Genomic DNA, 25,874 nt, shown 5'->3' with positions numbered 1-25,874 from the left:
GAACAACGCTGATACTTTTTTTGCTGGTGTGAGGTGTTCGGGGCGAGTGCGAATGACACCAGGTGCTCCCCTCCGCGAATGTCCCCCGCTTCGCTCCTCCTTTATTTCGCTGCGGGGAGCACCCGGTGTCATTCGCACAGGGCACGCTGCTGGTGATCGCTGATCAACCAGTGCTCTGAAAACGCTCACGCCGATACGGGGCTCTTTTTCGCGAAATAAAGGAGGAGCGAAGCGGGGGACATTCGCGAAAAAGAGCACCGTGTCGGCGTGTGCGCGCCCTGAATGCCCCCAACCCCGACGAACAGAAAAACAGGCGTCCATCTCAGCTCATGACGTTGCCGCCATCGACATTCAAGGTCTGCGCCGTGATGTAGCGCGCCTCGTCGCTGGCAAGAAATACAGCAGCACCCGCGATGTCTCCCGGCAAACCCATGCGCCCGAGCGGCACTTCGAGGCCGACACGCCGCTTCTTCTCACCGGGCGGCAACCCTTCGGCCTTGGCGAACAGGCTGTCGACATGGTCCCACATCGGCGTATCGACCACCCCGGGCGCAATGCCATTGACGCGGATGCCGTGCGGCGCCATGGCCAGCGCGGCGCTCTGGGTGTAGCTGATGACGGCCGCCTTGGTCGCACAGTAGTGCGACACCAGCGCCTCGCCGCGGCGCCCGGCCTGCGAAGCCATGTTGATGACCGACGCGCCCTGCGTGCCGACCTCCACCATGTGGCGCAGCACGGCCTGCATGACGAAGAACATGCCCTTCACGTTGACCGCGAACAGCCTGTCGAACGAGGCCTCGTCGCTGTCGAGCAGCGGTGCGAGGTCGAACACGGCCGCGTTGTTGAACAGCGTGTGGATCGGACCGAAGGCGACCTGCGCCTCGGCCAGCAGGTGCGCGATGGCCTGGGTGTCCGTCACGTCGGCCGCGATGTAGGCCAGGCTGTCGGGATGGCGCTGCTGGAGCGCCCGCACCGCATCGGGTGCCGCCATTGCACGATCGATCACGCTGCAGCGCGCACCTTCGGCAATGCAGGCCTCGGCCACCGCGAGCCCGATGCCGCCGCCCGCACCGGTCAGCAGCACATGGCGATCTTGCAGGCGGCTGCTCATGGCTGGCTTTCCGTTTCGACGAAGCGCGCCACGCGCTCGCTCGCGCGGCGCACCGCATCGACCAGCCGCGCATCGCCCGCGATGTTGCCCCACAGCGCCGCGCCTGCGCACAGCGCGGCCACTGGGTCGGTGGCGTCGCAGATAGCGTGCGCCGCCGCTTCGTCCATGCCCTGGTCCTGGTAAGCGTAGGGCAGCGACCCGTTGTGCCAGCGCTGCAGGAACGCCAGGAACAACGCGGGCAGCATCGCCACGCTGTCGATGCTCTGGCCCGCCGCCAGCCGCTCGCGCACGGTCGGTGCAATGAAGCCGGGGATCTTCGAGAAACCGTCCGCCGCCACGCGCTGGTTGGTGTCACGAATCGCGGGGTTGCCGAAACGGTCGAGCACCACGTCGCGGTAGGCCGCAAGGTCGATCGGACTCGGGCTCAGGCATGGGATCACGTCGTCGGTGACGTAGTCGTAGGCCATCTTGCGGATCGCCGCGTTGTGCGTGCCCTCGTGGATGAAGTCCAGCCCGATCAGCGTACCCGCCCAGGCGATGCAACTGTGCGTGGCGTTGAGGATGCGGATCTTGGCCTCTTCATACGGCTGCACCGATTCGACCAGTTCCACGCCCACGCGTCCCCAGTCGGGACGCCCGGCCGCGAAGTTGTCTTCGATGACCCACTGGATGAAGCTTTCTCCGGTGACCGGCGCCGCATCGTCGCGGCCGGTGGCGGCCTTCACGCGCGCACGCAGTTCGGGCGGTGGACGCGGCGTGATGCGATCGACCATCGCGTTCGGGCAACGCGTGTTCGCGTTCACCCAGGCCAGCAGGTCAGCGTCGCCCGCGTATGCGATGAACTCCAGCAGGCCCGCGCGGAAGCGGTCGCCGTTGTGGCGCAGGTTGTCGCAGTTGAGCAGCGTCACTGCGCCGGCCCCTGCCGCCTTGCGCGCACGCAGGATCGCGCAGACGGCGCCGTAGACGGTCTCACCCGCTTCGCCACGCCGCGCACGCTCGATGTCGGCCGCCAGGTCGGCGAACGACAGGTCCAGCTTGCCCTTGGTGTCGAGGTAGTAGCCGGCTTCGGTCACCGTGAACGACACGATGCGCGTGGACGGCGCCGCACCGCGCGCGATCACGGCCGCCAGCGAGCGCTCGTAGGGCAGCACCTCGCGGATGGCCTCGATCTGCTCGTAGCGGTATTCGCCGGCCGGCGACACGGTTTCGAGCGTATAGCGCCCGCCCTGCGCCTGCAGGGCCGCGACGACGTCGGCCATGTCGGGCCGGATGTTGGCGCCCGACAGCGACCAGCGGGTGTCTCCCGCATCGATCAGCCGCTGCAGGTAGACCGCCTGGTGCGCCCGATGGAACGAGCCCAGGCCCAGGTGAAGCACCGTGAACTCGGAAAGAGCCGGTGGCGTGTGTGCAAGAGACGCTGCTGCGAGGGTCACGGGGAAATGTCCGGAAGAAAAAAGATCAGGCGGAGACCGAACGGCCTTCGCGGTTGAACAGATGAAGCACCGAGGGGTCGAGTTCGATCGCCACGTCGTCGCCCGCCTGCAAGGGCGTGCGGTCGTTCTGTCGCGCGATCAGCGGCACGCCGCCCACGTCGACGTGGATCAGCGTGTCGGCGCCCAGCGCCTCGATCAGCTCGACGCGGCCCTGCACCTCCGACACCGGCGCACCCTGCTTCGGATGCACGCGCAGGCCCTCGGGGCGCACGCCCAGGAAGCCGTCGCTCGGCAAGCGGCCACCGGTGGCGGCGGAAAAACTCGGAATGGCGCTCGCCGCCACCATGTTCATCGACGGCATGCCGATGAACTGCGCGACGAACTGGTTGGCCGGGTGGTCGTACAGCTCCAGGGGCGTTCCGACCTGCTCGATCAGCCCGTCCTTGAGCACCACCACGCGGTCGGCCAGCGTCATGGCTTCGACCTGGTCGTGCGTGACGTAGATCGTGGTCGCACCCAGCGCACGGTGCAGCTTGTGGATTTCGACGCGCGTGTTGCCGCGCAGCGCCGCATCGAGGTTGGACAACGGCTCGTCGAACAGGAACACCTTGGGCGCACGCACGATGGCGCGGCCGATGGCCACGCGCTGGCGCTGGCCGCCCGACAGGTCCTTCGGCGTGCGGTCCAGGTACTGCGTGAGGTTCAAGGTGTTGGCCGCGTGCTCGACCTTGGTCTTGATCTCGCTCTTGGACACGCCCGCGAGCTTGAGCGCGAAGGACATGTTGTCGTACACGCTCATGTGCGGATAGAGCGCGTAGCTCTGGAACACCATCGCCAGGTCGCGCTTGCCCGAAGGCGCCCAGGTGATGTCCTTGCCGTCGAGCAGCAGGCTGCCGCTGGTGATCGGCTCCAGCCCCGCGATCAGGCGCAGCAGCGTCGACTTGCCGCAGCCCGAGGGCCCGACGAAGACGATGAACTCGCCCTTCTTTATCTCCAGGTCGACGCCCTTGATGATGTTGACGTCGCCAAAGCTCTTCTTGATGCTTTTGAGTTCGAGGTAGGCCATGAGGTGTCTCCCTTTTCTTTACTTGACGGCGCCGAAGGTCAGGCCTTGCACCAGTTGCTTTTGGCTGAACCAGCCGAACACGACGATGGGCGCAATGGCCATCAGCGAGGCGGCCGACAACTTGGCCCAGAACAGGCCTTCGGGGCTGGAGTACGAAGCGATCAGCGTGGCCAGCGTGCCGGCATTGGCCGAGGTGAGGTTGAGCGCCCAGAAGGCTTCGTTCCAGCTCAGCACCAGGCACAGCAGGCCTGTCGATGCAAGCCCACCGACCGACAGCGGCATCACGACATGGCGGAACTCGGTCCACAGGCTGGCGCCGTCCATGCGCGCGGCTTCGAGGATCTCGTTCGGAATGTCCTTGTAGGCGCTGTAGAGCATCCACACCATGATCGGCAGGTTCGACAGCGTGAACACGATGGTCAGCGCGGGCAGCGAATCGAGCATGCCCGCAGTCTGCGCAAGCACGTAGATCGGCACCAGCGCGCCCACGGCCGGCATCATCTTGGTGGAGAGCATCCACATCAGGATGTCGCGCGTTTTCTTGGTACGAAAGAAGGCCATCGAGTACGCGGCAGGAGCCGCGATCAGCAGGCCCAGGATGGTCGAGCCCAGGCTGGTGATGAGCGAGTTGCGCGCATACAGCAGGTAGGCGCTGCGGCGCTGCACTTCGCTGAAGTTGTCGAGCGTGGGCTCGAAGACGAACAGCGGCGGCACGTGGATCGCCTGCAGCTCGGTCTTGAAGGCCGTGAGGAACAGCCAGCCGAGCGGAAAGAACAGCAGCAGCGTGATGGCCCACGCACTCACGGTGCGCAGCGCCTGGGGAAGGAAATTGCTGGGTTGCATGGCGTGTCCTTCAGTCGAGGTTCTTGCCGATGATTCGGATGAGGAACACCGCGACGATGTTCGCAAGCACCACCGCGAAGAGCGCACCGGCGGAGGCCACGCCCACGTCGAAATTCATCAGCGACTGCTTGAAGATCATGTAGGTCATGTTCGTGCTCTCGTTGCCCGGGCCGCCATTGGTGGTGATGGCGATCTCGGCAAAGATGCTGAGCAGAAAGATCATCTCGATCATGATCACCACCGCCATCGGCCGGCCGAGGTGGGGAATGGTCAGGTAGAAGAAACGCTGGAACGAACTCGCGCCGTCCATGCGCGCGGCTTCCATCTGCTCGCGGTCGAGCGACTGCAGCGAGGTGATGAAGATCAGGCAGGCGAAGGGCAGCCATTGCCACGCCACCATGATGATCACCGAGAGCAGCGGCACGTCGGTGAGCCAGTCGATGGGCGTGGCACCGAAGAAGCGCCACAGGTCGGCGAGCACGCCGTAGATGGGGTTCATCATCATGTGCTTCCACAGCAGTGCATTGACTGCGGGCATGACGAAGAAGGGCGAGATCAGCAGCACCCGCACGATGCCGCGGCCCGGAAAAGGCTCGTTGACCAGCAGCGCGAGCAGCACGCCGAACACCACCGTGATGACGATCACGCTGCCGATCAGCAGCAGGGTGTTCCAGGTGGCGGGCCAGAAGTCGGGATCGGTGACGAAGTACCGAAAGTTCTCGATGCCCGCGAACGTGTGTTCGCCGGGCTGCATGAGGTTGTAGTTCACGAACGAGAAGTACAACGTCATCGCGAGCGGCACGATCATCCAGAGGAAGAGCGTGAGCACTGCGGGCGCCATGAGGGCGCGGGGCAGGAGTCTTTTCATGAGGAAGTCCCTTCTTGTTGTCTCTGGCTCCTTCCCCCTCTGGGGGAAGGCAGGGATGGGGGCTCCCTGATCGACCACCGCGGCGATTGATTGAGGCGCCGCGTGCCCCCACCCCGACCCTCCCCCGGAAGGGGAGGGAGCAAGGCCCGGGCTTACTTGTAGTAGCCAGCCTTCTTCATCTCACGCTCCGCAGCCAGCTGCGATGTCTTCAGCGCCTGGTCCACCGTGACCTTGCCCGACAGCGCCGCGCTCATCTGCTGGCCCACCGCCACGCCGATCGCCTGGAACTCGGGAATGGCTGCGTACTGCACGCCGACATACGGCGACTTGGGCAGCGTGCTGTCGGTGAGGTTGGCCGCATCGATGGCCTTCTTCTCGGCGACAGCGAACTTGGCGACCTTCTGGAACTCGGGGTTCGCATAGGTCGACTTGCGCGTGCCGGTCGGCACCGAGGCCCAGCCGGTTTCCTTGGCCACGAGGTTGATGTAGTCCTTGGAGGTGGCCCACTTGATGAACTTCTGCGCGGCCTCGTCCTTGGTCGAGCTGGCCGGAATCGCGAGGTTCCACGACCAGAGCCAGTTGGCGCCCTTGGGCGTGGCGGCGGTCGGTGCCTGCGCAAACGCCACCTTGTCGGCCACCTTCGACTGCTTCGGATCGCTGATGAACGAAGCCGCGATGGTTGCGTCGACCCAGGCCGCGCACTTGCCTTCATTGAACAGCGCCAGGTTCTCGTTGAAGCTGTTGGCCGACGCGCCGGGCGGGCCGTCCTTCTTCATCAGGTCGACGTAGAAGGTGATCGCGTCTTTCCAGGCCTTGGTGTCGATCTGCGGCTTCCACTGCATGTCGAACCACTGGCCGCCGTTGGTGTTGACCAAGGTGGTCAGGAAGGCCATGTTGTCGCCCCAGCCCGGCTTGCCGCGAAGGCACATGCCGTACACGCCACCCTTCGGGTCGTTGGCCTTGTCGGCGAATTCCTTGACCTGGGTCCAGGTGGGCTGGTCGGGGATCTTGATGCCCAGCTTGTCGGCCAGGTCCTTGCGGTACATGAGCATCGAGCTTTCGCCGTAGAACGGCGCGGCGTACAGCTTGCCGTCGGTCGACAGGCCGGCGCGGATGGCGGGCAGCAGGTCGTCCACGTCGTAGGCCGCATCGGTGGCGATGGGCTTGAGCCAGCCCTTCTTCGACCAGATCGGCGCTTCATACAGGCCGATGGTCATCACGTCGAACTGGCCGCCCTTGGTGGCGATGTCGGTGGTCACGCGCTGGCGCAGCGTGCCTTCTTCCAGCGTGACCCACTTGAGCTTGATGTCGGGGTTGGCCTTCTCGAAGAAGGGCGTGAGCTTCTGCATCTCGATCATGTGGCCGTTGTTCACGGTCGCGATCACGAGTTCGGTGGCGGCCTGGGACACGAGGCCCGTGCCGACGAGTGCGAGGACGAGGCCCGCTTTCAGAAAACGCTTCATGTTGTCTCCTAGAGGTGAGCGACGCCCTGTTGTGCCTGTCGGGTCGCCGTGGCCGAATTCTGGAGAAACGCGCTTGCGGCTTTGGTACTTCGACCGTCAACGATGGTACTTTCATGCACCAGTTGACTGGGATATTCCCTAGTTAACGCAATACAGCATGCAAACAGGGTGGTCCAAAGGCCTCAGGCGGCGCCCAGCAGTTGGCGCCGGAACTGCGCCGCCGCCGGCGACAGCACCCGGTCTTCGCGGGTGACGAGGCAGATCGGCGGCACCCGCACCGGCAACTCCAGCGGCACGGTGCGCAGCACGCCCAGCCGGGCGTAGTGATTGGCCTGCGAGGCAGGCATCACGGCCGCCATGTCGGAGTTTTCGAGCAACGCGGTGGTGGCGATGGGCGATGCCGTTTCGATGATGTCCAGGCGCGCCTGAATGCCCGCTTCGCGCATCGCCGCCTCGAAGCGCCCGCGCTGCGGCGAGCCCGGCGGCTGCAGCACCCACGACCAGTTCGCCATGTCGGCCAGCGTGACGGTCGCGCGCTCGAACACCGGGTGGGCCGTGCGCACCACGATCACCTGCGATTCGCCCAGCAGCGGCACGCTGGCGTATTTCGATTCGTCATGGCCGTCGGTGAGCCGGCCCAGCACGAGGTCCACGTCGCCCCGCTCCAGTTGCGACTGGATCACGTCGCTGGTTTCGACCACCACCGACACCGCCACCTGCGGATGGCGCCGGTGGTACTCGACAAGTGCTGGCACCAGCAGCTCGGGCACGGCGCCGGGCACGCTGCCCACGCGCAGGGCGCCGCTCAGGCCCGAGCGCAGCGCGAGCATTTCCTCGCGGGCAGAGCCGAAGTCGCTGAGCACGCGGCGGGCATAGCGGATCAGGATCTCGCCGTAGGGCGTGGGCTCCATGCCGCGCGCCAGGCGCTCGAACAGCTTTTCGCCCAGCGAATCCTCCAGTTGCTGCAGCAGCTTGGTGGCCGCAGGCTGGCTGATGTTCATGGCTTCGGCCGCGCGGCCGAGGTGCCGGTGGGTGTCGAGCCGGGCCAGCAACAGCAGTTGACGCGGCCGGACATGGAGCATCAGCGAGGCATCGGTCAGGCCGTTTGTCATGCACAAAAGTATATGGATCTTCAGGCTTTTTCGATTGGATCGTGCGAACGAAGCTCCGTAGGCTCGGGCCCATAACAAGCAGGAGACAAACCCGATGAAGATTTTTTCCCTCGCCCGCGGGGCGGGACTGGCGGCGGCGCTGCTCGCCGCGTCGCTGGCCGGCGCGCAGCCGGGCACCTACCCCGAAAAGCCCCTGCGCATCATGGTCGGTGCCTCGCCCGGCGGCGGCACCGACATCCTGGCGCGCGTGCTGGCCGAGAAGTTCTCGTCGGTGCTCAAGCAGCCCGTGACGGTGGAGAACCGGCCCGGCGCCTCCAACACCATCGCCGGCGAACTCACGGCCCGCGCGCCGGCCGATGGCGGCACGCTGCTGCTGGCCACCAACACGGCGCAGGCGGTGGCGCCGCACATCCTCAAGCTCAAGTACGACCCGCTGAAAGACCTGCAGCCCATCGGCCTCGTGGCCGTGATGCCCAACGTGCTGGTGGTGTCGGCGAACTCGCCCTACAAGTCGGTCAAGGATCTGGTAACGGCGATGGCAGCCAAGCCCGGCGGCTTCAAGTACGCCTCGTCGGGCATCGGTAGCACGCAGCACGTGGGCGGCGAGGCCTTCAACCTGGCCACGGGCATGAAGTCGATCCATGTGCCGTACAAGGGCAGCTCGCAGGCCCACATCGACATCATCTCGGGCGAGGTAGACATGATGTTCGACAGCACCTCCTCGGCCATGGGCCAGATCAAGGCCGGCAAGTTCCGCGCGCTGGCCGTGAGCGCGCCGCAGCGCTCGCCCGAGCTGCCCGACGTACCGACGCTGGCCGAGCAGGGCATCAAGGGTGCCGACGTATCCACCTGGTATGGCCTGTACGTGACGGCCGGCACGCCGCGCCCCGCCGTCGAGCGGCTGAGCGCCGAACTCACCCGCACGCTGAAGCTGGCCGATGTGCAGACCCGCATCAAGGCCCTGGGTGGTGAACCCGGCGCACTGACCGGCGAGCCCTTCGCGGCCATGAACAAGCAGGAGTTCGACCACTACGGCCAGCTCGTGCGCGACGCCAACATCAAGGCCGAATGAGGCGGCCTTCCTTCGTTTTTTCTCTTCCTTAACCGCATCCGACCGACATGCCCACCCCAACGAAAACCCCGAGCGTGATCTCCGCCAAACCCCGCATCATCGTGCTGCTCGGCGACCCCAGCGGCGTCGGCCCTGAAATGGCCGTGAAGCTGCTGGCGCGCCAGCGCAACCTCGACACCGCGCGCGTGCTGCTGATTGCCGATCCGGTCGTGCTGGCCGCAGGCGAGCGCGTGGCGGGGACGAAGCTCGACGTGCTGCACGTCGAGCACCTTGACGCCCTGCGATTCGAAGATGGCCGCCCCACCCTGCTCACCTGCGACTGGATGCAGGGGCAGGAGCCGGTGCTCGGCGAGTCGAACGAGCAGTCGGGCCGCGCGTCTTTCGAGGCACTGGAACTGGCGACGGCCACCGTGCGGCGCGGGCAGGCCGAAGCGATTCTCTTCGCGCCACTCAACAAGCATTCGCTGCGCCTGGGCGGCCTCACGCACGAGGACGAGTTGCGCTACATGCAGGAGCGCTTTGCCGTTACCAGCTTCGTTTGCGAGTTCAACCTCACGGGCTCGCTGTGGACTTCGCGCGTGACCTCGCACATTCCGCTGAAGGATGTGGCGAGCCACATCACCGTGCAGGGTGTGCGCGACGCAGTGAAGATCATCGCTTCCGCGCTGCGCCGCTCGGGCGTGGCGCAGCCGCGCATCGCGGTGACGGGGCTCAACCCGCATGCGGGCGACGGGGGTTCCATCGGCATGGAGGAAATCGAGATCATCGCGCCGGCCATCGAGCAGTTGCGCGCCGAAGGCTTCGATGCGCGTGGCCCGTTCTCGCCCGACACGGTGTTCATCGGTGCGCGGCGCGGCGACGTGGATGCGGTGGTGTCGATGTACCACGACCAGGGCCAGATCGCGATGAAGCTCATGGGCTTCGAGCAGGGTGTGACGTTGCACGGCGGACTGCCGGTGCCGGTGGCCACCTCGGCCAGCGGCAGCGCCTTCGACATCGCTGGCAAGGGCATGGCGCAGATCGAAGGGCTCCAGCAGGCCTTCGACCTGTGTGTGCGCATGGCAAGTGGCGCGCCGGTGCGGGCGCCTGCCGAGACGGCTACTACGTTCTGAAAATCAGTTCACGATCTCTGGGGTGAGCTGTACGGTGGGATGCGCTGTGGGTTCATTCGGGATACGTGCGAATGACACCGGGTGCTCCCCTCCGCGAATGTCCCCCGCTTCGCTCCTCCTTTATTTCGCTACGGGGAGCACCCGGTGTCATTCGCACCTGGGCACGCTGCTGGTGTGCAGCCGATCAACGACCGCTCTGACCGCTCACGCCGATACGGGGCTCTTTTTCGCGAAATAAAGGAGGAGCGAAGCGAGGGACATTCGCGAAAAAGAGCACCGTATCGGCGTGAGCCATGCCCTGAACAGCAGCGCCCAGCCCGCCCCGAACAGACACAAAAAGGCCCCGAAGAACCCTCAGGAACTCAGGCGCTTCAGCAGCCCCGCCGTCGAGGCATCAAGCCCCGTGATGTCGCCGGAAGCCAGGCGCGGTTCGATATCGCGCGCCAGCACCTTGCCCAGTTCCACTCCCCACTGGTCGAAGCTGTTGATGCCCCACAGCGCACCGCTGGTGAACACGCGGTGCTCGTACAGCGCCAGGAAGGCGCCGAGCGTTTCGGGCGTCAACTTCTCGAACACGAAGAAAGTGCTCGGCCGGTTGCCCGGAAAATTCTTGTGCCCACCGGCATCCAGCTTGCCCACCATCAACGCCTGTGCCTGCGCGAGCGCATTCGCCAACAGCTTGGGGTGATGGCCTTCGAGGTCGTGCGCTGCATCGCGCACCGCCACGAATTCAAGCGGAATCACGTCCGTGCCCTGGTGCAGCATTTGGAAGTAGGCGTGCTGGCCGTTGGTGCCGGGCTCGCCCCAGAGCACAGGCGACGTGCCGAATGCCACGGGCTTGCCGCTGGCATCGACCTGCTTGCCGTTGCTTTCCATCTCCAGCTGCTGCAGATAGGCCGGCACACGCTTCAGCGCGCTGTGGTACGGCGCGATGCTGCGGCTGGTGAACTTGTGGAAATTGCGATACCAGACGTCGAGCAGGCCCAGCCGCACCGGCAGGTTCTGCGCCAGCGGCGCGGTGCGGAAGTGCTCGTCCATTGCATGCGCGCCCGCCAGCAGACGGCGAAAACCGTCCGGGCCGATGGCCAGCGCAATCGGCAGGCCGATGGCCGACCACAGCGAATAGCGGCCACCCACCCAGTCCCAGAAGCCGAAGGTCGTGTCGATGCCGAACTTCTTCGCGGCCTCGACGTTGGTGGTGAGCGCGGCGAAGTGGCCCGCGATGTCCGTGCCGCCCGACTGCTCGTACCAGCGCTTGGCCGAGAGCGCGTTGGTCATTGTCTCGGTCGTGGTGAAGGTCTTCGAGGCGATCAGGAACAGCGTGTGCTCCGGTGCCAGGTCGCGCAACACGCCGGCCAGCTCGTGACCGTCGACGTTCGAGACGAAATGAAAGCGCTTGCCCGGTGCCGCGAACTCGGCCAGCGCAAGCACCGCCATCTGCGGGCCGAGGTCGGAGCCGCCAATGCCGATGTTGACCACGTCGGTGATCGTGTGATCGCCGCGCACCTTCTCTGCGTAGGCCAGCATGGCGTCGAGCGTGGCGTGCACTTCGCGCAGCTCATTCACTGTCTTCGGGCCGGTGGGCGCATCGGCCGGTGCGCGCAGCAGCGTGTGCAGCACCGCGCGGTCTTCGGTGTTGTTGATGTGCTCGCCCGCGAACATCGCGTCGCGGTGTGCTTCGAGGCCGCATTCGCGCGCCAGCGTCAGCAGCAACTCTTCGATGCGCGTGTCGATCAGGTTCTTCGACAGGTCGGCAAACACATACGGAGCTTCCTGGCTGAAACGCTCGTGGCGCCCGATGTCGTCGACAAAGGCATGGCGCACATCGAACTGGCGGCCCGCCGTCTCGAAGTAAGCCTGCAGTTGCGCCCAGGCCGGCGCACGGTCGCAGCGAAGGGTCATGGCCATGTTTACTTGCCGCTTTCCAGCATGAGCTTTTCGAGCTTCACCGCGTCGGCCGCAAAGGCGCGGATGCCTTCGGCGAGCTTCTCGGTGGCCATCGCGTCTTCGTTGAGCGCGAAGCGGAAGCCGGCCTCGTCGTAGCTCACCTTCTTCGTGTCGCCGGTGGCTGCTGCCTTGGCGTCGAGCGCGTGTTCCAGCAGCGCGTTGCTTGCGGCCAGTTCGGCCAGCAGTTCGGGGCTGATGGTCAGCAGGTCGCAACCGGCCAAAGCCTGAATTTGCCCCACGTTGCGGAAGCTCGCGCCCATCACCTCGGTCTTGATGCCGTGCTGCTTGTAGTAGTTGAAGATCTCGCGCACCGACTTCACGCCGGGGTCGTTGGCACCCGCGCTGGCGGCCTCGTCCCACTTGGCGCCGGCCGACTTCTTGTACCAGTCGTAGATGCGGCCCACGAAGGGCGAGATCAGTTGCACACCCGCGTCGCCGCAGGCCACGGCCTGTGCGAACGAGAACAGCAGCGTGAGGTTGGTGTGGATGCCCTTTTGCTGCAATGCACGAGCGGCCTGGATACCTTCCCAGGTGGAGGCAACCTTGATGAGCAGTCGCTTTTCGGTGTCGATGCCTTCGGCCTTGTAGAGCGCCACGATGCGCTCGCCGCGTGCCACGGTGGCGGCGGTGTCGAAGGACAGGCGGGCATCGACTTCGGTCGATACGCGGCCCGGAATGATCGAGAGAATTTCGGTGCCGAAGCGCACCAACAGGCGGTCGATGACCTCGTCGAGCGGCTTGCCGGCATGCTTTTTCACGGTCTCGTCGAGCAGGGGCCGGTATTCGGGCTTCTGCACGGCCTTGAGGATCAGCGACGGATTGGTGGTCGCGTCTTGCGGCTTGGAAGCGCTGATCTGCTTGAAGTCGCCGGTGTCGGCAACCACGGTGGTCCACTGGCGGAGGGCATCGAGTTGGTTCATGAAATCATTATCCTGTGCGGGTTGTGACAAGTCCTGCACGCAGTTGCGCGTCGGCCGATGTTTTCATGCGCACCGTAGCACGGGTTTTCACGCGGTGGCATCGGCCTGCTGGCCGTGTGGTTGTCCGGCCGCCCCGCCCTACACGGGCTGTGGTCCGCCGCTGACGGGGTTTGGCAAGAGGCCCGAGCTAACCTGCACCTTACGCCGAATGTTTGACCCCCTCAGGAGTGCACCCATGTCCCTTCGCCAACGCCCCGCAGCGCCCGCTGCAGCCGCCGTCAGGCCTTTCGATGACCGCCGCACCAGTGCCGCGATCGGTGCCATGGCCACCGCTTTCGTCGTGGGCGGCGTGGCAGCCTGGCTCACACTGGGCGCGGCGCGCACCGCCCGCGCCCAAGTGGCCGGCCCGGCCGATGGCGCGCCGCTGATGCGTGCGCCGCTGCAGGTGGTGGCGCCGGTCGATCTGCAGCGCTATGCGGGCATGTGGCATGAGCAGGCCCGCCTGCCGAACCGCTTCCAGAAGCAGTGCGCCGGCCCTGTGACGGCCGAGTACACGCCGCAGCCCGATGGCACGGTGCAGGTGCTCAACCGCTGCGTGCGGGCCGACGGCAATTTCGACGAAGCCCTCGGCGCCGCGCGCGTGGTGCCCGTGGCGGGCCAGCCCGGCGCGGGCCGCCTCGAAGTGCGCTTTGCGCCGTCCTGGCTGAGTTGGCTGCCGATGGTCTGGGGCGACTACTGGATCCTGAAGCTGGACCGCGAGTACCAGGTGTCGCTGGTCGGCACGCCCAACCGCGAGTACCTGTGGGTGCTGTCGCGCGCGCCGCGCCTGGACGACGCGGTACTGCAAGCCGAACTGGATTACGCCCGCAGCTTGGGGTTCGACACCGACAAGGTGGTGCTGACCGGCAGGTAACGCTGCAACTGCGACGCCAGCGTGGCTGGCGTCGTGCAGTGGATGGCCTGCCAGCCGAAGGCGCGCGCCGCCTCGACGTTGGCCGCCGAATCGTCGATGAACACGGTCTGCGCGGGGTCGAGCGCATGGCGCATCGCCAGCACTTCGTAGATTTCACGATCCGGTTTGACGAACTTCACGTCGCCCGAGAACACGCCGCCGTCGAAGCGGCGCATGAACGCATGCTGGCGCTCGATGGCGCGGGCATAGGGCGAGGGCATGTTCGAGAGGTAGTACAGCCGCAGCGGCTGGCCGGCCTCGCGGTGGGCGATCAGCTCTTCGAGCATGGCCACCGTCACGTCGATGGGCTCCAGCCGCTCACCCAGTGTGTCGAGCATCGCGTGAAGCGCCTCCGCCGGCAGCGACAGCCGGGCCGACATGCGGGCGATGGAATCACCCAGCGCGCGGGTGCCGCAATCGAAGCTGGTCCAGTCGTCGTGATGGAAAAGCGCACGTCCCAGGGCCGCGGCGGCGGCCTCGGTGGGCGCGTGCGGTGCGAGATGGGCCTGTACCAGCCGTGTGGGCTCCCATGCGAACAGCACGGCGCCAAGATCGAAAACCACGTTCATGGCGCCATTGTTTCACGGGCCGGGTACCACGCTCACGCCATGGGCTCCGAGGGACAGCGTGGTCTGTGCGCCCGCGGCCAACGGCTGCGACAGATCGGTCGACACCACGAAGACCGGCCCCAGCGTGGTGTCGAAGCCGTATTCGTAGAAGCTGCCGAGGTAGGCGGCCTTGCGCAAGGTGGCCGGCAAGCCCCCGGCGGTGCCGATCTGCCAGGCCTCGGGCCGCACCGCGACCTTCACCGCACCGGGCGCGACCGCATGGCGTGGCTGCAGGCGCAGCGGGCCCAAGGCCACGCTGCCGTCCGCTTCGGCGACGGCGGGAAACACCATGGCTTCGCCCATGAAGCCGGCGACGAATTCGCTCTCGGGCCGGCCGTAAAGCTGCTCGGGCGTGCCACGTTGGGCGATCACGCCGTGGTCCATCACGATGATCTGGTCGCTCACGGCCAGCGCTTCGCTCTGGTCGTGCGTGACGTAGGCGACGGTGAGCTTCAGCCGCTGCTGCAACGCGCGGATTTCCTCGCGCATCTCGCGTCGCAGGCGGGCATCGAGGTTGGACAGCGGCTCGTCAAACAGCAGCACCGCCGGTTCGAGCACCAGCGCGCGCGCCAAGGCCACGCGCTGCTGCTGGCCGCCCGACAGTTCGCTGGGCAGGCGCTCGTCGAAGCCGACAAGCCCCACGCCCTTGAGCGCATCACGCGCACGCGAAGTGGCCTCGTCCTTCTTCACGCCGCTCATGCGCAGGCCGTAGCCCACGTTCTCGATCACGTTCATGTGCGGGAACAGCGCGTAGCTCTGGAACATCATGCTGACGTTGCGCTCGGCCGGCCCGAGCGTGGTGACGTCGCGACCGCCCATGAAGATCGAGCCCGAGGTCGGCGATTCGAGCCCCGCGATCATGCGCAGCGTGGTCGTCTTGCCGCAGCCCGAGGGGCCGAGGATGGTGGTGAGCGTGCCCACGGGCACCTCGAAGCTGATGCCCTTGACGGCCATCGGCCCGTTCTTGTCGGTGCCGTAGCGCTTGGTGACGTTGCGGAATTCGATGCCGTTGCTCATGTGCTGCGCCTCTGCTCGGCAAGAAATTGGATATCGCGCTCGTATTGCGCATCGGCATCCACGCGCGTCACATCATCGATGCGCAGCCATAAATGCGAGGTCTGCCACGTCTTCATGGTTCCGAACTCGTTCAGAACGAAAGAGACTGTGTCGATCTGCGCGATCTCGCCAATGAACGTAATGGATGAATTGGAGTTCTCCGTCATTGCGTTGACGTAACCGAACGCCCTCTGGATCGATTCGAGGACTGAGCACGTCGATTCAAGATCGATTTCGGGCGCCGTTGGCCTCGACGCCTTTGCGTCGATCAAGGCCTGGATGGAGAGCAGCGCGTTGCCTTGCCATCTGATCCTGGTGACGTCACCCAGATGAACCACGCTGATGCCGTTGGGCAATCCGTCCTCGCTGAACAGGCTCAGGTAGACAAAGGTGTCGGTGAATCCGGAAACGACGCCGGTGAGCGACTCCTGGCTGAAACGGTCGCGGTACAGGTCGATCAGCGTTTGCGCCGTCTGGAGCTGACGCAAAAGGTCTGCATGAACACTCATCTTTTCTTTTCCTCAATGAACTGGCGCGGGCACGACCGGCGCCATTGCCTTGCGCCGCCCCAGCTTGCGCTCCCCGACCACGAACTGCACCAGCGCAATGGCCAGTGACATCAGGATCATGAGCACCGTGCAGTAGGCCAGTGCGATGCCGTAGTCACCGTTGCCGACGCGGCCAATGATGTAGGTGGTGGCCAACTCGTTCTCGGCGGTGACCAGGAAGATCACCGCGCTCACCGTCGTCATCGCGCGCACGAAGCTGTAGACCAGTGCGGCCACCAGCGCCGGCTTGAGCAGCGGCAGCACCACCTTGAAGAGCGTCTGCGAGGTCGAGGCGCGCAGCATCAGCGAGGCTTCGTCGAGCGAACGGTCGAGCTGCTTGAAGGCTGCCGTGCCGGCCCGCACGCCCACCGGCAGGTTCCGGAACATGAAGCACAGCACGATGATGAGCCCGGTGCCCGTCAGCTCCAGCGGCGGCACGTTGAAGGCCAGGATGTAACTCACGCCGAGCACCGTGCCCGGAATGGCGAATGCCAGCAGCGCGCCGAACTCGAAGGCGCCCTGCCCCTTGAACTCGTTGCGTGCCAGCAGCCACGCGATCAACAAGCCCAGCGCCGCGGTGATCGGCGCAGAAATGCTCGCCAGCTTGAGCGTGGTGATCAGCGAGTTCCAGGCCGTACCGGCCCAGACCAGCCCGAACTGCCCCCACTCCAACGCGAACGCACTCTTGAAGTGGTTCAGCGTGAACGTGTAGTCGCGCCCCCAGGTCTGCACGAAGCCGCCCGCGAAAGCGAACAGGTAAACCACCACGGTGAACGCGATCCACGGCAGCGCGATGCAGTAGATGGTGCGGCGCACGCCGTCGGGCAGCGCCATCGCGATGCCGGCGTCGCCCTTGCCGCTGACGGTGGTGTAGTTCTGCTTGCCCAGCAGGCCGCGTTGCAGCGCGAACACGCCGAGCGCGAAGATCGTGAGCACCCAGGCCAGCGAAGCGGCACGACCCTGGTCGTACTGCGCGCCGACGATGGCGAAGAAGATGTCGGTCGACAGCACAGAGAACTGACCACCCACCACCACCGGGTTGCCGAAGTCGGCAATGCTCTCGATGAAGCCGACCAAGAAGGCGTTGGCCAGCCCCGGCTTGAGCAGCGGCAGCGTGATCGTGAAGAAAGTGCGGCGCCGGTCGGCGCGCAGCATCTGCGCAGCCTCTTCGAGGCTGGGCGCGATGCCCTGCACCACGCCGCGCATGATCATGAAGGCGATGGGCGTGAAGGCGAACAACTGCGCCACCAGCACGCCCGGCATGCCGTAGAACCAGCGCGTGGGCTCGATGCCGAAGACGTTCTCCAGCACCTGGTTGACGATGCCGGCACGGCCGAACAGCAGGATCAGGCCCAGGCCGACCACGAAAGGCGGCGTGATGATCGGCAGCAGCGCCAGCACCCGCAGCACGCCCTGCCCGCGCTTGCTGCCGCGTTCGGCCATCAGCGCCATCAGGGTGCCAAGAAAGGTCGTACCGGCAGCCGTCAGCAAGGCCAGCACCAGCGTGTTCCAGGCCACGCCGCAGCGCACGCCGCCCGACAGGCAACCTACGCCCCAGATGCGCTCGGTGAACACGCGCGCAACGAAAGCGCTGATCGACCACTGGCCGTCTTCATTGAAGAAGGCACCGGCCAGCGCCTTGCTCACCGGGTAGGCAATGAACAGCGCCATCAGCACGCCGCAGCCGACGACCGCGGCCGCCACGAACAGGTCGCCCTTGAACAGACCGAGCCGCGCGATGCCGAAGGCTGCCAGCAGCGTGAGTGCGGTGAGCGCCAGGAAGCCACCCGCGCCGATGCCGAACTGGTTGATCGCCAGTTCGCCGAACTGTGTGTTGAGCGCCGCGAAGCTCCAGCCCTTCGCGCCGATGGTGAAGCCCGCGACCGCCAGGCCGACGGCGCCGATCGCGCCGCCCGCCAGCAGCCAGCGCCCCTGCGCCCGGCCCGCTGGCAGCCATGCGCCGACGCCGCACATCGCCAGTCCCGCGAGTCCGATGAAGAGCCAGACGCGGCCCTGCGTGATGGCCTGCATCAGGCCATTGGCGCCTTCGGCACTGCCGAAAACCTGCGGAACGGCTTCGTACCAGGTCGCGTCCTGGATCGCATACCAAGGCAGCAGCAGGTACGCCGCGAAGCCCAGCGCGACCCACGCCCAGATCCAGCGCTGCGAGCGCCGGGCCGCCGCCAGGGACGCCGGATTGACGGGCGCCCCTTCGATGGAACGCGCTTCCACTTAACGCGGCAGCGAGTTGACGTCTTTTTCCCAGCGCGCGATCAGGCGGCGGCGCTCTGCGCTGGCACCGTACTTCGCGTAGTCGTAGTTGATGAACTTGATCTTCTTGAAATCCGGAATGCGCGGGTCGAGCTTGGCGTTCACGTTGCTGGGCAACTGGAACTGCTTGTTGGCGGCGCCCAGTTCCTGTGCGGCCGGGGTCAGCGCCCATTCGTAGAACTTCCTGGCCGCGTCCAGGTTGCGCGCGCCCTTGATGATGCTCATGGAGCCGATCTCGGCGCCGGTGCCGTCGCTCGGCGTGATGGTCTCGACCGGGAAGCCCTGCATCTTCTCGCCCGGGCCGTCATGCACGAAGCTGATGGAGATGGCGGTTTCGCCACGCGCCACCGCCTTGATCGGGCCGGTGCCCGAGCGGGTGTACTGGCCCACGTTCTTGTGCAGCGCCTTCAGGTACTCGAAGGCCTTGTCCTCGCCCATCATCTGAACGAGCGTGGCGATCATGGTGTAGGCCGTGCCGCTGGAAGCGGGGTTGGCCACCTGGATGTCGCCCTTGTATTCAGGCTTGAGCAGGTCGGCCCAGGTCTTGGGCACGGGCAGCTTCTTCTTGGCGAGCAGCTCGGGGTTGTAGCCGAAGCCCAGCGGGCCCGAGTAGATGCCGACCGTCTTGTAGCCCGACTGCTTGGCCTGCTGCTGCGCCCAGGGGTGCAGTTGCGACAGCGTGGGCGACTTGTATTCGAGCGTCAGGCCCTGTTCGGCCGCCTGCAGGTGCGGATCGCCGGTGCCGCCGAACCAGACATCGGTCTTGGGGTTCTCTTTCTCGGCGATGAGCTGGGCCAGCGCCTCGCCCGAGCCCTTGAGCGCCATGTTGATGCGCACGCCAGTCGTGCGGGCATACACGGTCGAGATCACGTTGCACCATTCGGCCTGCACCGAGCAGATCACATTGACGGTCTGGGCCGATGCGGCGGCCGACAGGCCCAGCAGCACGGCTGCGGTAAAAATCTTGCTCTTCATTGGGTATCTCCGCCTCAGCAATAAAAAAAGGCCTTGCGGCCACAGGCGAGCGTAGCTTTAGTACAGGTCTCCCGAATCGGTACAAGTACCATCGCGACTGGCACACTGCCTGCTCGGCACTCAGACAAAGGAAAGTTTTCTCATGAGCTTCGATCTCGTTCTGTTCGGCGGTACTGGCGATCTCGCCTGGCGCAAGCTCATGCCCGCGCTGTTCCAGGCATTCCGGCACGGCAGCCTCCCGCCAGACGGTCGCATCATCGGGGTGGCGCGGGACGATCACTCCGACGACCAGTACCGCGAACTCATCCAGTCGCGCTTCAGCGCGGTCGAAGGCGCCAAGCGGCCGTCGCCCGAAGAGTTCAAGAAGTTCGCGTCGATGCTGCATTACCTGCGCATGGACCTGTCCAAGCCCGACGACTACGCACGGCTGGCCGAGTTGCTCAAGCAGCGCGATGCCAAGACGGTCGTGATGTACGTGGCCACCGCGCCGGCGCTCTTCACGCAGGTGGTCGAGCAGATCGCCGCGGCCGGCCTGAACGGGCCGAGCACGCGCATCGTGCTGGAAAAGCCGCTGGGCCACGACCTGGCGTCCAACCGCGCCATCAACGCGGCCGTGAGCAAGGTGCTCGAAGAAAAGCAGGTCTTTCGCATCGACCACTACCTGGGCAAGCCCTCGGTGCAGAACCTGTTCGCGATGCGCTTCGGCAATGCGCTGTTCGAGCCCATCTGGCGGCGCGAGCACATTGCCAACATCCAGATCACCATCGCGGAAGACCTGGGCGTGGAAAAGCGCGGCGCCTTCTACGACCAGACCGGCGCACTGCGCGACATGGTGCAGAACCACGCGCTGCAACTGCTGTGCGCCGTGGCCATGGAGCCGCCGATCAACGCGCACGCGGACGCGATCCGCGATGAAAAACTGAAGGTGCTGCGAGCGCTGAAGCCCTGGACGGCAGAAAGCCTGAGCCTGCATGCGGTGCGCGGCCAGTACACGGCTGGCACGGCTTACGGCGAGCGCGTGCCGGGCTACCGGGACGAACCCGGCGTGCCGCCCGACAGCCGCACCGAGACCTTCGTGGCGCTGCGCACCGAAATCGCCAACTGGCGCTGGGCTGGCGTGCCCTTCTACATCCGCACGGGCAAGCGGCTGGCCTCGCGCGACGCGCGCATCGAGGTCAACTTCCGGCCGACGCCGCACGCAATTTATCGCGCGCCCGCCGGCAATGTGAACAAGCTGGTGATCAACCTGCAGCCCAAGGACGGCCTCGAGCTGCACATGCTCGCGCAGGCACAGGACAACCGCCAGCGCACCAACGGCACCCAGAGCGCGGCCACGCAACTGGCGCCGGTGCAGCTCGACTTGGACTTCGACAAGCGCTTCGGCGCCGAACGCGTGGGCGCCTACGAGCGCCTGCTGCTGGACGTGATCGACGGCAGGCTCAACCTGTTCGTGCGCAGCGACGAGCAGGAAGAGGCCTGGCGCTGGGTCGAGCCGCTGATCGACAGCTGGGAATCGGATGGCGGCCCGCGCCCTTATGCGGCCGGCACCTGGGGACCGAGCGCATCGAGCGCGATGATCGCCCGCGACGGCTTCGCCTGGGGCGAAGAGCAGTAGTCAGCCGCAGCGGCGCGCTCGCTCTTCATTCAGCCGAACTGGATGCAGCGCATGCTGAGCGTGCCCGACTGGAATCCCTCGTAGACGGTCTTCGCGCGCTCGCCGGTTCCTGCCGCACCGAGGGCATAGAGAAACGGGAAGTAGTGATCGGGCGTGGCCACTGCGGTGGACGCGCCCTCCAGCTTTTCATAGCCGATCAAGGCGCGGTCGTCACGGCCTGCGAGCGCTGACTTCACTGCATCGTCGAAGGACTGTGCCCAGGGGCGACTCGCCTTCGGGCCATCTACGGTGCCGCGATCGGTCGCACGCAGGTTGTGCGCCACGTTGCCGCTGCCCATCACCAGCACGCCCTGGTCGCGCAGCGCCGCCAGATCGCGGCCCACGGCGTAGTGGAAGGCGGCCGGCTTGTCGTAGTCGATGCTGAGCTGGAACACGGGCACATCCGCCTTCGGATAGAGGTGCTTCAACACCGACCACGTGCCGTGGTCCAGCCCCCATTGGTCGGTGCCGATCACCGGCGCCTGCTTCACCGTGCCGATGGTTTCGCGCGCGAGCGCGGGGTGGCCCGGGGCCGGGTACTCCACGTCGAAAAGCGCCTGGGGGAAGCCGCCGAAATCGTGGATCGTCTTCGGCCGCTCCTGCACGCCGACGCCGGTGGCGCCCCGGCTCAGCCAGTGAGCCGACACGCTGAGGATGGCCGTCGGCCGGGGAAGCTCCTTTCCCCATGCCGACAGGCGGCGCGTGAAAGCGTTGTCGGTGATGGCATTCATGGGCGTGCCGTGGCCGATGAACACCACCGGCATGCGCCGCGAGGGCGCACCGGCCGCCTGCACGCTGCAGGCCAGGGAAGCCAGCACCGCGGTCGCACCGACGGCGGTGCCCATCAGGAAGCCGCGGCGGCCCAGTTCGGAGGTTGCAAGAGTCGTCGTCATTGGCATGGCCGCACTCTGCAACAGTTTTCGGCGCAAGGCGGTGCCTTTGCGCACACTTTCAACCGACTGCGGCTGGCTTGCTTATTTCCTCGCGAGCACGGGCGCTTCGCGCAGCGGACTGCCCTTGACCACCAGTTGCACCAGCACCGCCACGACGATGTTGAGCACCAGCGCCGTCAGCCCGGTGTAGAGCGTGTAGCTGCCATCGCCAATCACGAAGGTGTGGACCGGCTTGATGCCGTCCGAGAAGGCCAGCCAACTTCCGCCGACCAGCCCCACGGCCCATCCGGTGAGCAGCGCCGGCGCGCGGAACCAGCCGAAGAACAGGCCGAACACCACCGAGGGGAAGGTCTGCAGGATCCACAGGCCGCCCAGCAACTGCAGGTCGAGCGCGAACTGCGTGGGCAGGAACAGGATGAACACCAGCGCCCCCAGCTTGACCACCAGCGACACAATCTTCGCGACCTTGGCCTCGCCCGCCGGCGTGACGTCGGGCTGCACATAGGCCTTCCAGAAATTGCGCGTGAACAGGTTGGCCGCGCCAATCGACATCACCGCCGCCGGCACCAGCGCGCCGATGGCGATGGCCGCGAACGCGAAGCCCGCGAACCACGACGGGAACAGCGCATTGAAGAGCGCCGGCACCACGTCGTTGTTGCTCTTCACCGTGAGATGGGCCGCATAGGCCATGTAGCCCAGCAGTGCGATCAGCCCCAGCAGCACCGTGTAGGCCGGCAGGAAGACAGCGTTCTTGCGGATGGTGTTGGCGCTCTTGGCCGCGAAGATGCCGGTGAGCGTGTGCGGGTACATGAAGGCCGCCAGCGCCGAGCCCAGCGCCAGGCTCGCATATGGCAGGTACTGCGCCGGCTTGAGCGTGAGGCCGGTCGCCCCGCCCTTGGCCGCGAAGGCGTCGCCGGCGGCCTGGAACACATGGCTGTAGCCGCCGAGCTTCATGGGCACCAGCACCACCGCCACCAGCACCACGATGTAGATCATCAGGTCCTTGACGAAGGCGATCAGCGCCGGCGCGCGCAACCCGGCCGAGTAGGTGTAGAGCGCCAGGATCACGAAGGCCGCCGCCAGCGGCAGCTCGCCCGTGAGGCCCAACGCCTTGATGACGACCTCCATGCCGACCAGTTGCAGCGCGATGTAGGGCATGGTCGCGACCACGCCGGTGACCGCAATGGCCAGCTCCAGCGCGCGCGAGCCGTAGCGGCCATAGACCACGTCAGCCGCCGTCACGTGGCCGGCACGGTGCGCGGCATGCCAGAGCTTGGGCATGATGACGAAGACGATCGGGTACACGAGGATGGTGTACGGCAGCGCGAAGAAGCCGTAGGCGCCCACAGCGTAGACCAGCGCGGGCACGGCGATCACGGTGTAGGCGGTGTAGAAGTCGCCGCCCACCAGGAACCAGGTGATCCAGGTGCCGAAGTTGCGCCCGCCCAGGCCCCATTCGTCGAGATGAGCGCCCTTGCCCTTGGCGCCGCCGCTCTGCCAGCGCGAGGCCCAGAAGCCCATCACTGTGACCAGCAGGAAGAAGAAGACGAAGACCGCCAGCGCGGTCCAGTTGACGTGGCCGGCCATCATTCGTCTCCCTCGTCATACTGGCTGCGGTAGACGACCCAGATCAGCAGGGCCGTGATCGGTACCCACAGCAGCTGATACCAGTAGAAGAAGGGAAAGCCGAACAGTGCCGGCAACTCGCCGTTGTAGAACGGCGGCCACAACAACCCCACGAAGGGCAACAAGAGCAGGGCCCACATGTGCTGTTCTCCTTGGTGTGATTTTTACGAAAGCACCAAGGAGTTATAGACCTGAAGCGGAACACGCGGCGCCGACCCGGACAAAGGAACCCTGCTAGATGCGCCCCTCTTCCGCCGCATGGCAAGCCACCTGCACGCCCTTGATGCTCAACAGCTTCGGCCGCTCCGCCGAGCAGCGCGCATTGGCATGCGGGCAGCGCGGGTGAAAGGCGCAGCCCGTGGGCGGGTTCAGCGGGTTCGGCACCTCGCCCTGCACCGGCGTGCGCGAGCGCCCGGTGTGCTTCATCTGCGGGATAGCGTCGAGCAGCATGCGGGTGTACGGGTGCTGCGGCTCCGCGAAGAGCTTGTGCTTGTCGGCCACCTCGACCAGCCGGCCCAGGTACATCACGCCGACCTGGTCGGCCACGTGCCGCACCACCGCGAGGTTGTGCGAGATGAAGAGGTAGGTCAGGCCCTGCTCGCGCTGCAGGTCCTTCATGATGTTGAGTACCTGCGCCTGCACGCTCACATCGAGCGCGGAGGTGGGCTCGTCGCACACCAGGAACTCGGGCTGCGTGGCAAGCGCACGCGCAATCGAGATGCGCTGGCGCTGGCCGCCCGAGAACTGGTGCGGGTACTTGCTCATGTCCAGCGGCGACAGGCCGACCGACTTGAGCAGTTCGCCCACGCGTTCGCGCAGCGCGGCCTTGTCGGTCAGGATGTCGTGCTCGCGCAGCGGCTCGCCGATGATGTCTTCCACGATCCAGCGCGGGTTCAGGCTCGCGTAGGGGTCCTGGAAGATCATCTGGATGCGGCGGCGCAGCTTGCGGCCTTCGGGCGTCTTGAACGCGGCGTGCGCGTCCTGCCCGTCGAACTGCAGCCCGCCGCGCGTGGGCGCGTACAGGCCGACCAGCAGGCGCGCCACGGTGCTCTTGCCGCAGCCCGATTCGCCCACCAGCGCCAGCGTCTTGCCGCGCTCGATGGAAAAACTCACGCCGTCGACCGCATGCAACAGCACGCGCGGCTTGCGCTCCAGCACGCGGTTGAGCCAGGGCGGCGACACGTCGAAGGTACGGGCCAGGTCGTGGGCCACCACCAGTGGTTCGCCGGCGCCAGCGTCCTTGCGGGGTTCGATCACGGCACTCATCGCGTCACCTCGGCGAGGGTTTCGGCCGCTTCGGGCGTGGCGCGTTCGCCGGCCGCCAATGCGTCGTGGTGCCGGGCCGCGATCTCGGCCTGGCCCGCATGCGGATCGGCGGCATCGTGCAGCCAGCAGGCGGCGCGCGTGGCACCGGCGTTCATCAGCTCGGGCCGCTCGCTCAGGCAGCGGGCAAAGGTGCGCGGGCAGCGCGGGTTGTAGGCACAGCCCGTCGGAATGGCATTGAGCCGGGGCATGGCGCCGTCGATCTGGTTGAGCCGCTCGCGGTCGCTCGTCATGTCGGGAATCGAGGCCATCAGGCCCGAGGTGTAGGGGTGCGCGGGCTGGTGGATCACTTCGTGCACCGGGCCGATCTCGGCGATGCGGCCGGCATACATCACGGCCACGCGGTCGCAGGTCTCGGCGATCACGCCCATGTCGTGCGTGATCAGCATCACCGCCGCGCCGCGCTCCTTGCAGATGCGCTTGAGCAGTTGAATGATCTGCGCCTGGATCGACACGTCGAGCGCGGTGGTCGGCTCGTCGGCCACGATCAGCTTGGGCTCGGCCGCGAGCGCCAGCGCAATCACCACGCGCTGCCGCATGCCGCCCGAGAACTGGTGCGGAAAGTGGTCGATGCGCTGCGCGGCGGCAGGAATGCCGGTGTCTTCCAGCAGGCCGATGGCACGGCGGCGCGCTTCGGCCTCGCTCACCGGCAGGTGGGCGCGGATGGTCTCCATCAATTGCCGGCCCACGGTGTAGAGCGGGTTCAGCGAAGTCAGTGGGTCTTGAAAGATCGCGCCGATCTTGCGGCCGCGAATCGGGCGCATCGCATCGAAACCGAGGTTGTCGATGCGCTGGCCTTCGAGCAGGATCTGCCCGCCTGCCACGCGGCCCGGCGGTTCGAGCAGGCCGATGATGGCCGCGCCGGTGAGCGACTTGCCCGCGCCCGATTCGCCCACCACGCCGAGGATTTCCCCGGGCGCGATGTCGAAGGAAATCTGGTCGATCGCGCGCAGCGTGCCGCGGCGGTGGGGAAATTCGACGACGAGGTCTTTGACCTGGAGCAGCGTCATGGTGGCGGTCT

The 25,874-nt window shown here is 66.2% G+C and carries 23 protein-coding genes; 4 read left to right on the top strand and 19 right to left on the bottom strand.

Annotation, left to right across the window (positions count from 1 at the left end; translation table 11 throughout):
* Positions 1-322 precede the first annotated feature (322 nt).
* The 7 genes from H7F35_RS18055 to H7F35_RS18025 all read right to left on the bottom strand — a co-directional run bounded on the left by H7F35_RS18055 (position 323) and on the right by H7F35_RS18025 (position 7,896).
* The gene (locus tag H7F35_RS18055; protein WP_187107986.1) at positions 323-1,111 is read right to left on the bottom strand and encodes an L-iditol 2-dehydrogenase; all 789 of its coding nucleotides are present in this window, start codon (positions 1,109-1,111) and stop codon (positions 323-325) included.
* The gene (dalD, locus tag H7F35_RS18050) at positions 1,108-2,487 is read right to left on the bottom strand and encodes a D-arabinitol 4-dehydrogenase (protein WP_187114325.1); all 1,380 of its coding nucleotides are present in this window, start codon (positions 2,485-2,487) and stop codon (positions 1,108-1,110) included. Before dalD ends, H7F35_RS18055 begins: the two co-directional genes overlap by 4 nt.
* A gap of 82 nt (positions 2,488-2,569) precedes the next feature.
* A complete protein-coding gene (locus tag H7F35_RS18045; protein ID WP_187107985.1) occupies positions 2,570-3,610 on the bottom strand; it encodes an ABC transporter ATP-binding protein in 1,041 nt (346 codons plus the stop codon).
* A gap of 18 nt (positions 3,611-3,628) precedes the next feature.
* Entirely contained in the window at positions 3,629-4,453 is an 825-nt protein-coding gene (locus tag H7F35_RS18040; RefSeq protein ID WP_187107984.1) for a carbohydrate ABC transporter permease, read from the bottom strand.
* Between the two features lie 10 nt (positions 4,454-4,463).
* Complete coding sequence (locus tag H7F35_RS18035; protein WP_187107983.1) at positions 4,464-5,321, bottom strand: carbohydrate ABC transporter permease; 858 nt, start codon at positions 5,319-5,321, stop codon at positions 4,464-4,466.
* A gap of 152 nt (positions 5,322-5,473) precedes the next feature.
* On the bottom strand, positions 5,474-6,784 hold the full coding sequence (locus H7F35_RS18030; RefSeq protein WP_187107982.1) for an ABC transporter substrate-binding protein: 1,311 nt from the start codon (positions 6,782-6,784) through the stop codon (positions 5,474-5,476).
* Between the two features lie 182 nt (positions 6,785-6,966).
* Positions 6,967-7,896 (bottom strand): LysR family transcriptional regulator, encoded by a 930-nt coding sequence (locus tag H7F35_RS18025; protein ID WP_187107981.1) that lies wholly within the window; start codon positions 7,894-7,896, stop codon positions 6,967-6,969.
* A gap of 94 nt (positions 7,897-7,990) precedes the next feature.
* On the opposite strand from H7F35_RS18025, the gene H7F35_RS18020 reads away from it, so the two are divergent.
* Together H7F35_RS18020 and H7F35_RS18015 are read left to right on the top strand one after the other, a co-directional pair.
* Entirely contained in the window at positions 7,991-8,968 is a 978-nt protein-coding gene (locus H7F35_RS18020; protein WP_187107980.1) for a Bug family tripartite tricarboxylate transporter substrate binding protein, read from the top strand.
* 47 nt (positions 8,969-9,015) lie between these two features.
* Positions 9,016-10,080, top strand: coding sequence for a 4-hydroxythreonine-4-phosphate dehydrogenase PdxA (locus H7F35_RS18015; protein WP_187107979.1), 1,065 nt, complete (start codon positions 9,016-9,018; stop codon positions 10,078-10,080).
* 354 nt (positions 10,081-10,434) lie between these two features.
* Here the strand turns inward: H7F35_RS18015 and pgi are convergent, their stop codons facing one another.
* Both pgi and tal read right to left on the bottom strand, forming a co-directional pair.
* A complete protein-coding gene (pgi, locus tag H7F35_RS18010) occupies positions 10,435-11,988 on the bottom strand; it encodes a glucose-6-phosphate isomerase (RefSeq protein ID WP_187107978.1) in 1,554 nt (517 codons plus the stop codon).
* Positions 11,989-11,990: 2 nt separating this feature from the next.
* Positions 11,991-12,947: a transaldolase gene (gene tal, locus H7F35_RS18005; RefSeq protein ID WP_187107977.1), complete on the bottom strand. Its 957-nt coding sequence runs from the start codon at positions 12,945-12,947 to the stop codon at positions 11,991-11,993.
* Positions 12,948-13,182: 235 nt separating this feature from the next.
* Between tal and H7F35_RS18000 the strand changes: the two genes are divergently transcribed.
* The gene (locus H7F35_RS18000; protein ID WP_187107976.1) at positions 13,183-13,860 is read left to right on the top strand and encodes a lipocalin family protein; all 678 of its coding nucleotides are present in this window, start codon (positions 13,183-13,185) and stop codon (positions 13,858-13,860) included.
* Here the strand turns inward: H7F35_RS18000 and H7F35_RS17995 are convergent.
* From H7F35_RS17995 to H7F35_RS17975, 5 genes are read right to left on the bottom strand one after another with little or no spacing between them, the layout of a single operon-like run.
* A complete protein-coding gene (locus H7F35_RS17995; RefSeq protein ID WP_187107975.1) occupies positions 13,806-14,468 on the bottom strand; it encodes an HAD family hydrolase in 663 nt (220 codons plus the stop codon). The genes H7F35_RS18000 and H7F35_RS17995 overlap by 55 nt on opposite strands.
* Before the next feature lie 12 nt (positions 14,469-14,480).
* Positions 14,481-15,524 carry an ABC transporter ATP-binding protein gene (locus tag H7F35_RS17990; protein ID WP_187107974.1) on the bottom strand — a complete coding sequence of 348 codons (1,044 nt, stop codon included), beginning with the start codon at positions 15,522-15,524 and terminating at the stop codon, positions 14,481-14,483.
* Positions 15,521-16,072 (bottom strand): hypothetical protein, encoded by a 552-nt coding sequence (locus tag H7F35_RS17985; protein WP_187107973.1) that lies wholly within the window; start codon positions 16,070-16,072, stop codon positions 15,521-15,523. Before H7F35_RS17985 ends, H7F35_RS17990 begins: the two co-directional genes overlap by 4 nt.
* Before the next feature lie 12 nt (positions 16,073-16,084).
* The gene (locus H7F35_RS17980; RefSeq protein ID WP_187107972.1) at positions 16,085-18,343 is read right to left on the bottom strand and encodes an ABC transporter permease; all 2,259 of its coding nucleotides are present in this window, start codon (positions 18,341-18,343) and stop codon (positions 16,085-16,087) included.
* The gene (locus H7F35_RS17975) at positions 18,344-19,357 is read right to left on the bottom strand and encodes an ABC transporter substrate-binding protein (protein ID WP_187107971.1); all 1,014 of its coding nucleotides are present in this window, start codon (positions 19,355-19,357) and stop codon (positions 18,344-18,346) included. It lies immediately after the preceding gene.
* A 142-nt stretch (positions 19,358-19,499) separates the two neighbouring features.
* On the opposite strand from H7F35_RS17975, the gene zwf reads away from it, so the two are divergent.
* Positions 19,500-20,972 carry a glucose-6-phosphate dehydrogenase gene (gene zwf / locus H7F35_RS17970; protein ID WP_187107970.1) on the top strand — a complete coding sequence of 491 codons (1,473 nt, stop codon included), beginning with the start codon at positions 19,500-19,502 and terminating at the stop codon, positions 20,970-20,972.
* 29 nt (positions 20,973-21,001) lie between these two features.
* Here zwf and ygiD read toward each other — a convergent pair whose 3' ends face one another.
* The 5 genes from ygiD to H7F35_RS17945 form a co-directional block, all read right to left on the bottom strand.
* Positions 21,002-21,904, bottom strand: coding sequence for a 4,5-DOPA dioxygenase extradiol (gene ygiD / locus H7F35_RS17965; RefSeq protein WP_261803265.1), 903 nt, complete (start codon positions 21,902-21,904; stop codon positions 21,002-21,004).
* Positions 21,905-21,985: 81 nt separating this feature from the next.
* Positions 21,986-23,491: a monocarboxylate uptake permease MctP gene (gene mctP, locus H7F35_RS17960; protein ID WP_187114324.1), complete on the bottom strand. Its 1,506-nt coding sequence runs from the start codon at positions 23,489-23,491 to the stop codon at positions 21,986-21,988.
* Positions 23,491-23,670: a DUF3311 domain-containing protein gene (locus H7F35_RS17955; RefSeq protein ID WP_187107968.1), complete on the bottom strand. Its 180-nt coding sequence runs from the start codon at positions 23,668-23,670 to the stop codon at positions 23,491-23,493. Before H7F35_RS17955 ends, mctP begins: the two co-directional genes overlap by 1 nt.
* Before the next feature lie 94 nt (positions 23,671-23,764).
* Positions 23,765-24,796, bottom strand: a complete 1,032-nt coding sequence (locus H7F35_RS17950) for an ABC transporter ATP-binding protein (protein WP_187107967.1) — start codon at positions 24,794-24,796, stop codon at positions 23,765-23,767.
* Positions 24,793-25,863 (bottom strand): ABC transporter ATP-binding protein, encoded by a 1,071-nt coding sequence (locus tag H7F35_RS17945; RefSeq protein WP_187107966.1) that lies wholly within the window; start codon positions 25,861-25,863, stop codon positions 24,793-24,795. The genes H7F35_RS17950 and H7F35_RS17945 overlap by 4 nt, the downstream gene beginning before the upstream one ends.
* Positions 25,864-25,874: the final 11 nt, after the last annotated feature.

The organism is Variovorax sp. PAMC26660, from assembly GCF_014302995.1.
GTDB lineage: Bacteria > Pseudomonadota > Gammaproteobacteria > Burkholderiales > Burkholderiaceae_C > Variovorax.
The sequence above is the reverse complement of the archived record's forward strand: the minus strand, read 5'-3'. Positions and strand labels throughout refer to the sequence as shown.

What these genes read in the sequence shown, in the direction of transcription:
- zwf (WP_187107970.1), top strand. Translation starts at nt 19,500, where the DNA reads ATGAGCTTCGATCTCGTTCTGTTCGGCGGTACTGGCGATCTCGCCTGG.
- H7F35_RS18045 (WP_187107985.1), bottom strand. Translation starts at nt 3,610, where the DNA reads ATGGCCTACCTCGAACTCAAAAGCATCAAGAAGAGCTTTGGCGACGTC.
- pgi (WP_187107978.1), bottom strand. Translation starts at nt 11,988, where the DNA reads ATGGCCATGACCCTTCGCTGCGACCGTGCGCCGGCCTGGGCGCAACTG.
- H7F35_RS18020 (WP_187107980.1), top strand. Translation starts at nt 7,991, where the DNA reads ATGAAGATTTTTTCCCTCGCCCGCGGGGCGGGACTGGCGGCGGCGCTG.
- ygiD (WP_261803265.1), bottom strand. Translation starts at nt 21,904, where the DNA reads ATGACGACGACTCTTGCAACCTCCGAACTGGGCCGCCGCGGCTTCCTG.
- H7F35_RS17990 (WP_187107974.1), bottom strand. Translation starts at nt 15,524, where the DNA reads ATGAGCAACGGCATCGAATTCCGCAACGTCACCAAGCGCTACGGCACC.
- H7F35_RS18015 (WP_187107979.1), top strand. Translation starts at nt 9,016, where the DNA reads ATGCCCACCCCAACGAAAACCCCGAGCGTGATCTCCGCCAAACCCCGC.
- H7F35_RS17985 (WP_187107973.1), bottom strand. Translation starts at nt 16,072, where the DNA reads ATGAGTGTTCATGCAGACCTTTTGCGTCAGCTCCAGACGGCGCAAACG.
- H7F35_RS17950 (WP_187107967.1), bottom strand. Translation starts at nt 24,796, where the DNA reads ATGAGTGCCGTGATCGAACCCCGCAAGGACGCTGGCGCCGGCGAACCA.
- H7F35_RS18030 (WP_187107982.1), bottom strand. Translation starts at nt 6,784, where the DNA reads ATGAAGCGTTTTCTGAAAGCGGGCCTCGTCCTCGCACTCGTCGGCACG.
- mctP (WP_187114324.1), bottom strand. Translation starts at nt 23,491, where the DNA reads ATGGCCGGCCACGTCAACTGGACCGCGCTGGCGGTCTTCGTCTTCTTC.
- tal (WP_187107977.1), bottom strand. Translation starts at nt 12,947, where the DNA reads ATGAACCAACTCGATGCCCTCCGCCAGTGGACCACCGTGGTTGCCGAC.
- H7F35_RS18025 (WP_187107981.1), bottom strand. Translation starts at nt 7,896, where the DNA reads ATGACAAACGGCCTGACCGATGCCTCGCTGATGCTCCATGTCCGGCCG.
- H7F35_RS18000 (WP_187107976.1), top strand. Translation starts at nt 13,183, where the DNA reads ATGTCCCTTCGCCAACGCCCCGCAGCGCCCGCTGCAGCCGCCGTCAGG.
- H7F35_RS17945 (WP_187107966.1), bottom strand. Translation starts at nt 25,863, where the DNA reads ATGACGCTGCTCCAGGTCAAAGACCTCGTCGTCGAATTTCCCCACCGC.
- H7F35_RS17955 (WP_187107968.1), bottom strand. Translation starts at nt 23,670, where the DNA reads ATGTGGGCCCTGCTCTTGTTGCCCTTCGTGGGGTTGTTGTGGCCGCCG.
- H7F35_RS18055 (WP_187107986.1), bottom strand. Translation starts at nt 1,111, where the DNA reads ATGAGCAGCCGCCTGCAAGATCGCCATGTGCTGCTGACCGGTGCGGGC.
- H7F35_RS17975 (WP_187107971.1), bottom strand. Translation starts at nt 19,357, where the DNA reads ATGAAGAGCAAGATTTTTACCGCAGCCGTGCTGCTGGGCCTGTCGGCC.
- H7F35_RS18035 (WP_187107983.1), bottom strand. Translation starts at nt 5,321, where the DNA reads ATGAAAAGACTCCTGCCCCGCGCCCTCATGGCGCCCGCAGTGCTCACG.
- H7F35_RS18040 (WP_187107984.1), bottom strand. Translation starts at nt 4,453, where the DNA reads ATGCAACCCAGCAATTTCCTTCCCCAGGCGCTGCGCACCGTGAGTGCG.
- H7F35_RS17995 (WP_187107975.1), bottom strand. Translation starts at nt 14,468, where the DNA reads ATGAACGTGGTTTTCGATCTTGGCGCCGTGCTGTTCGCATGGGAGCCC.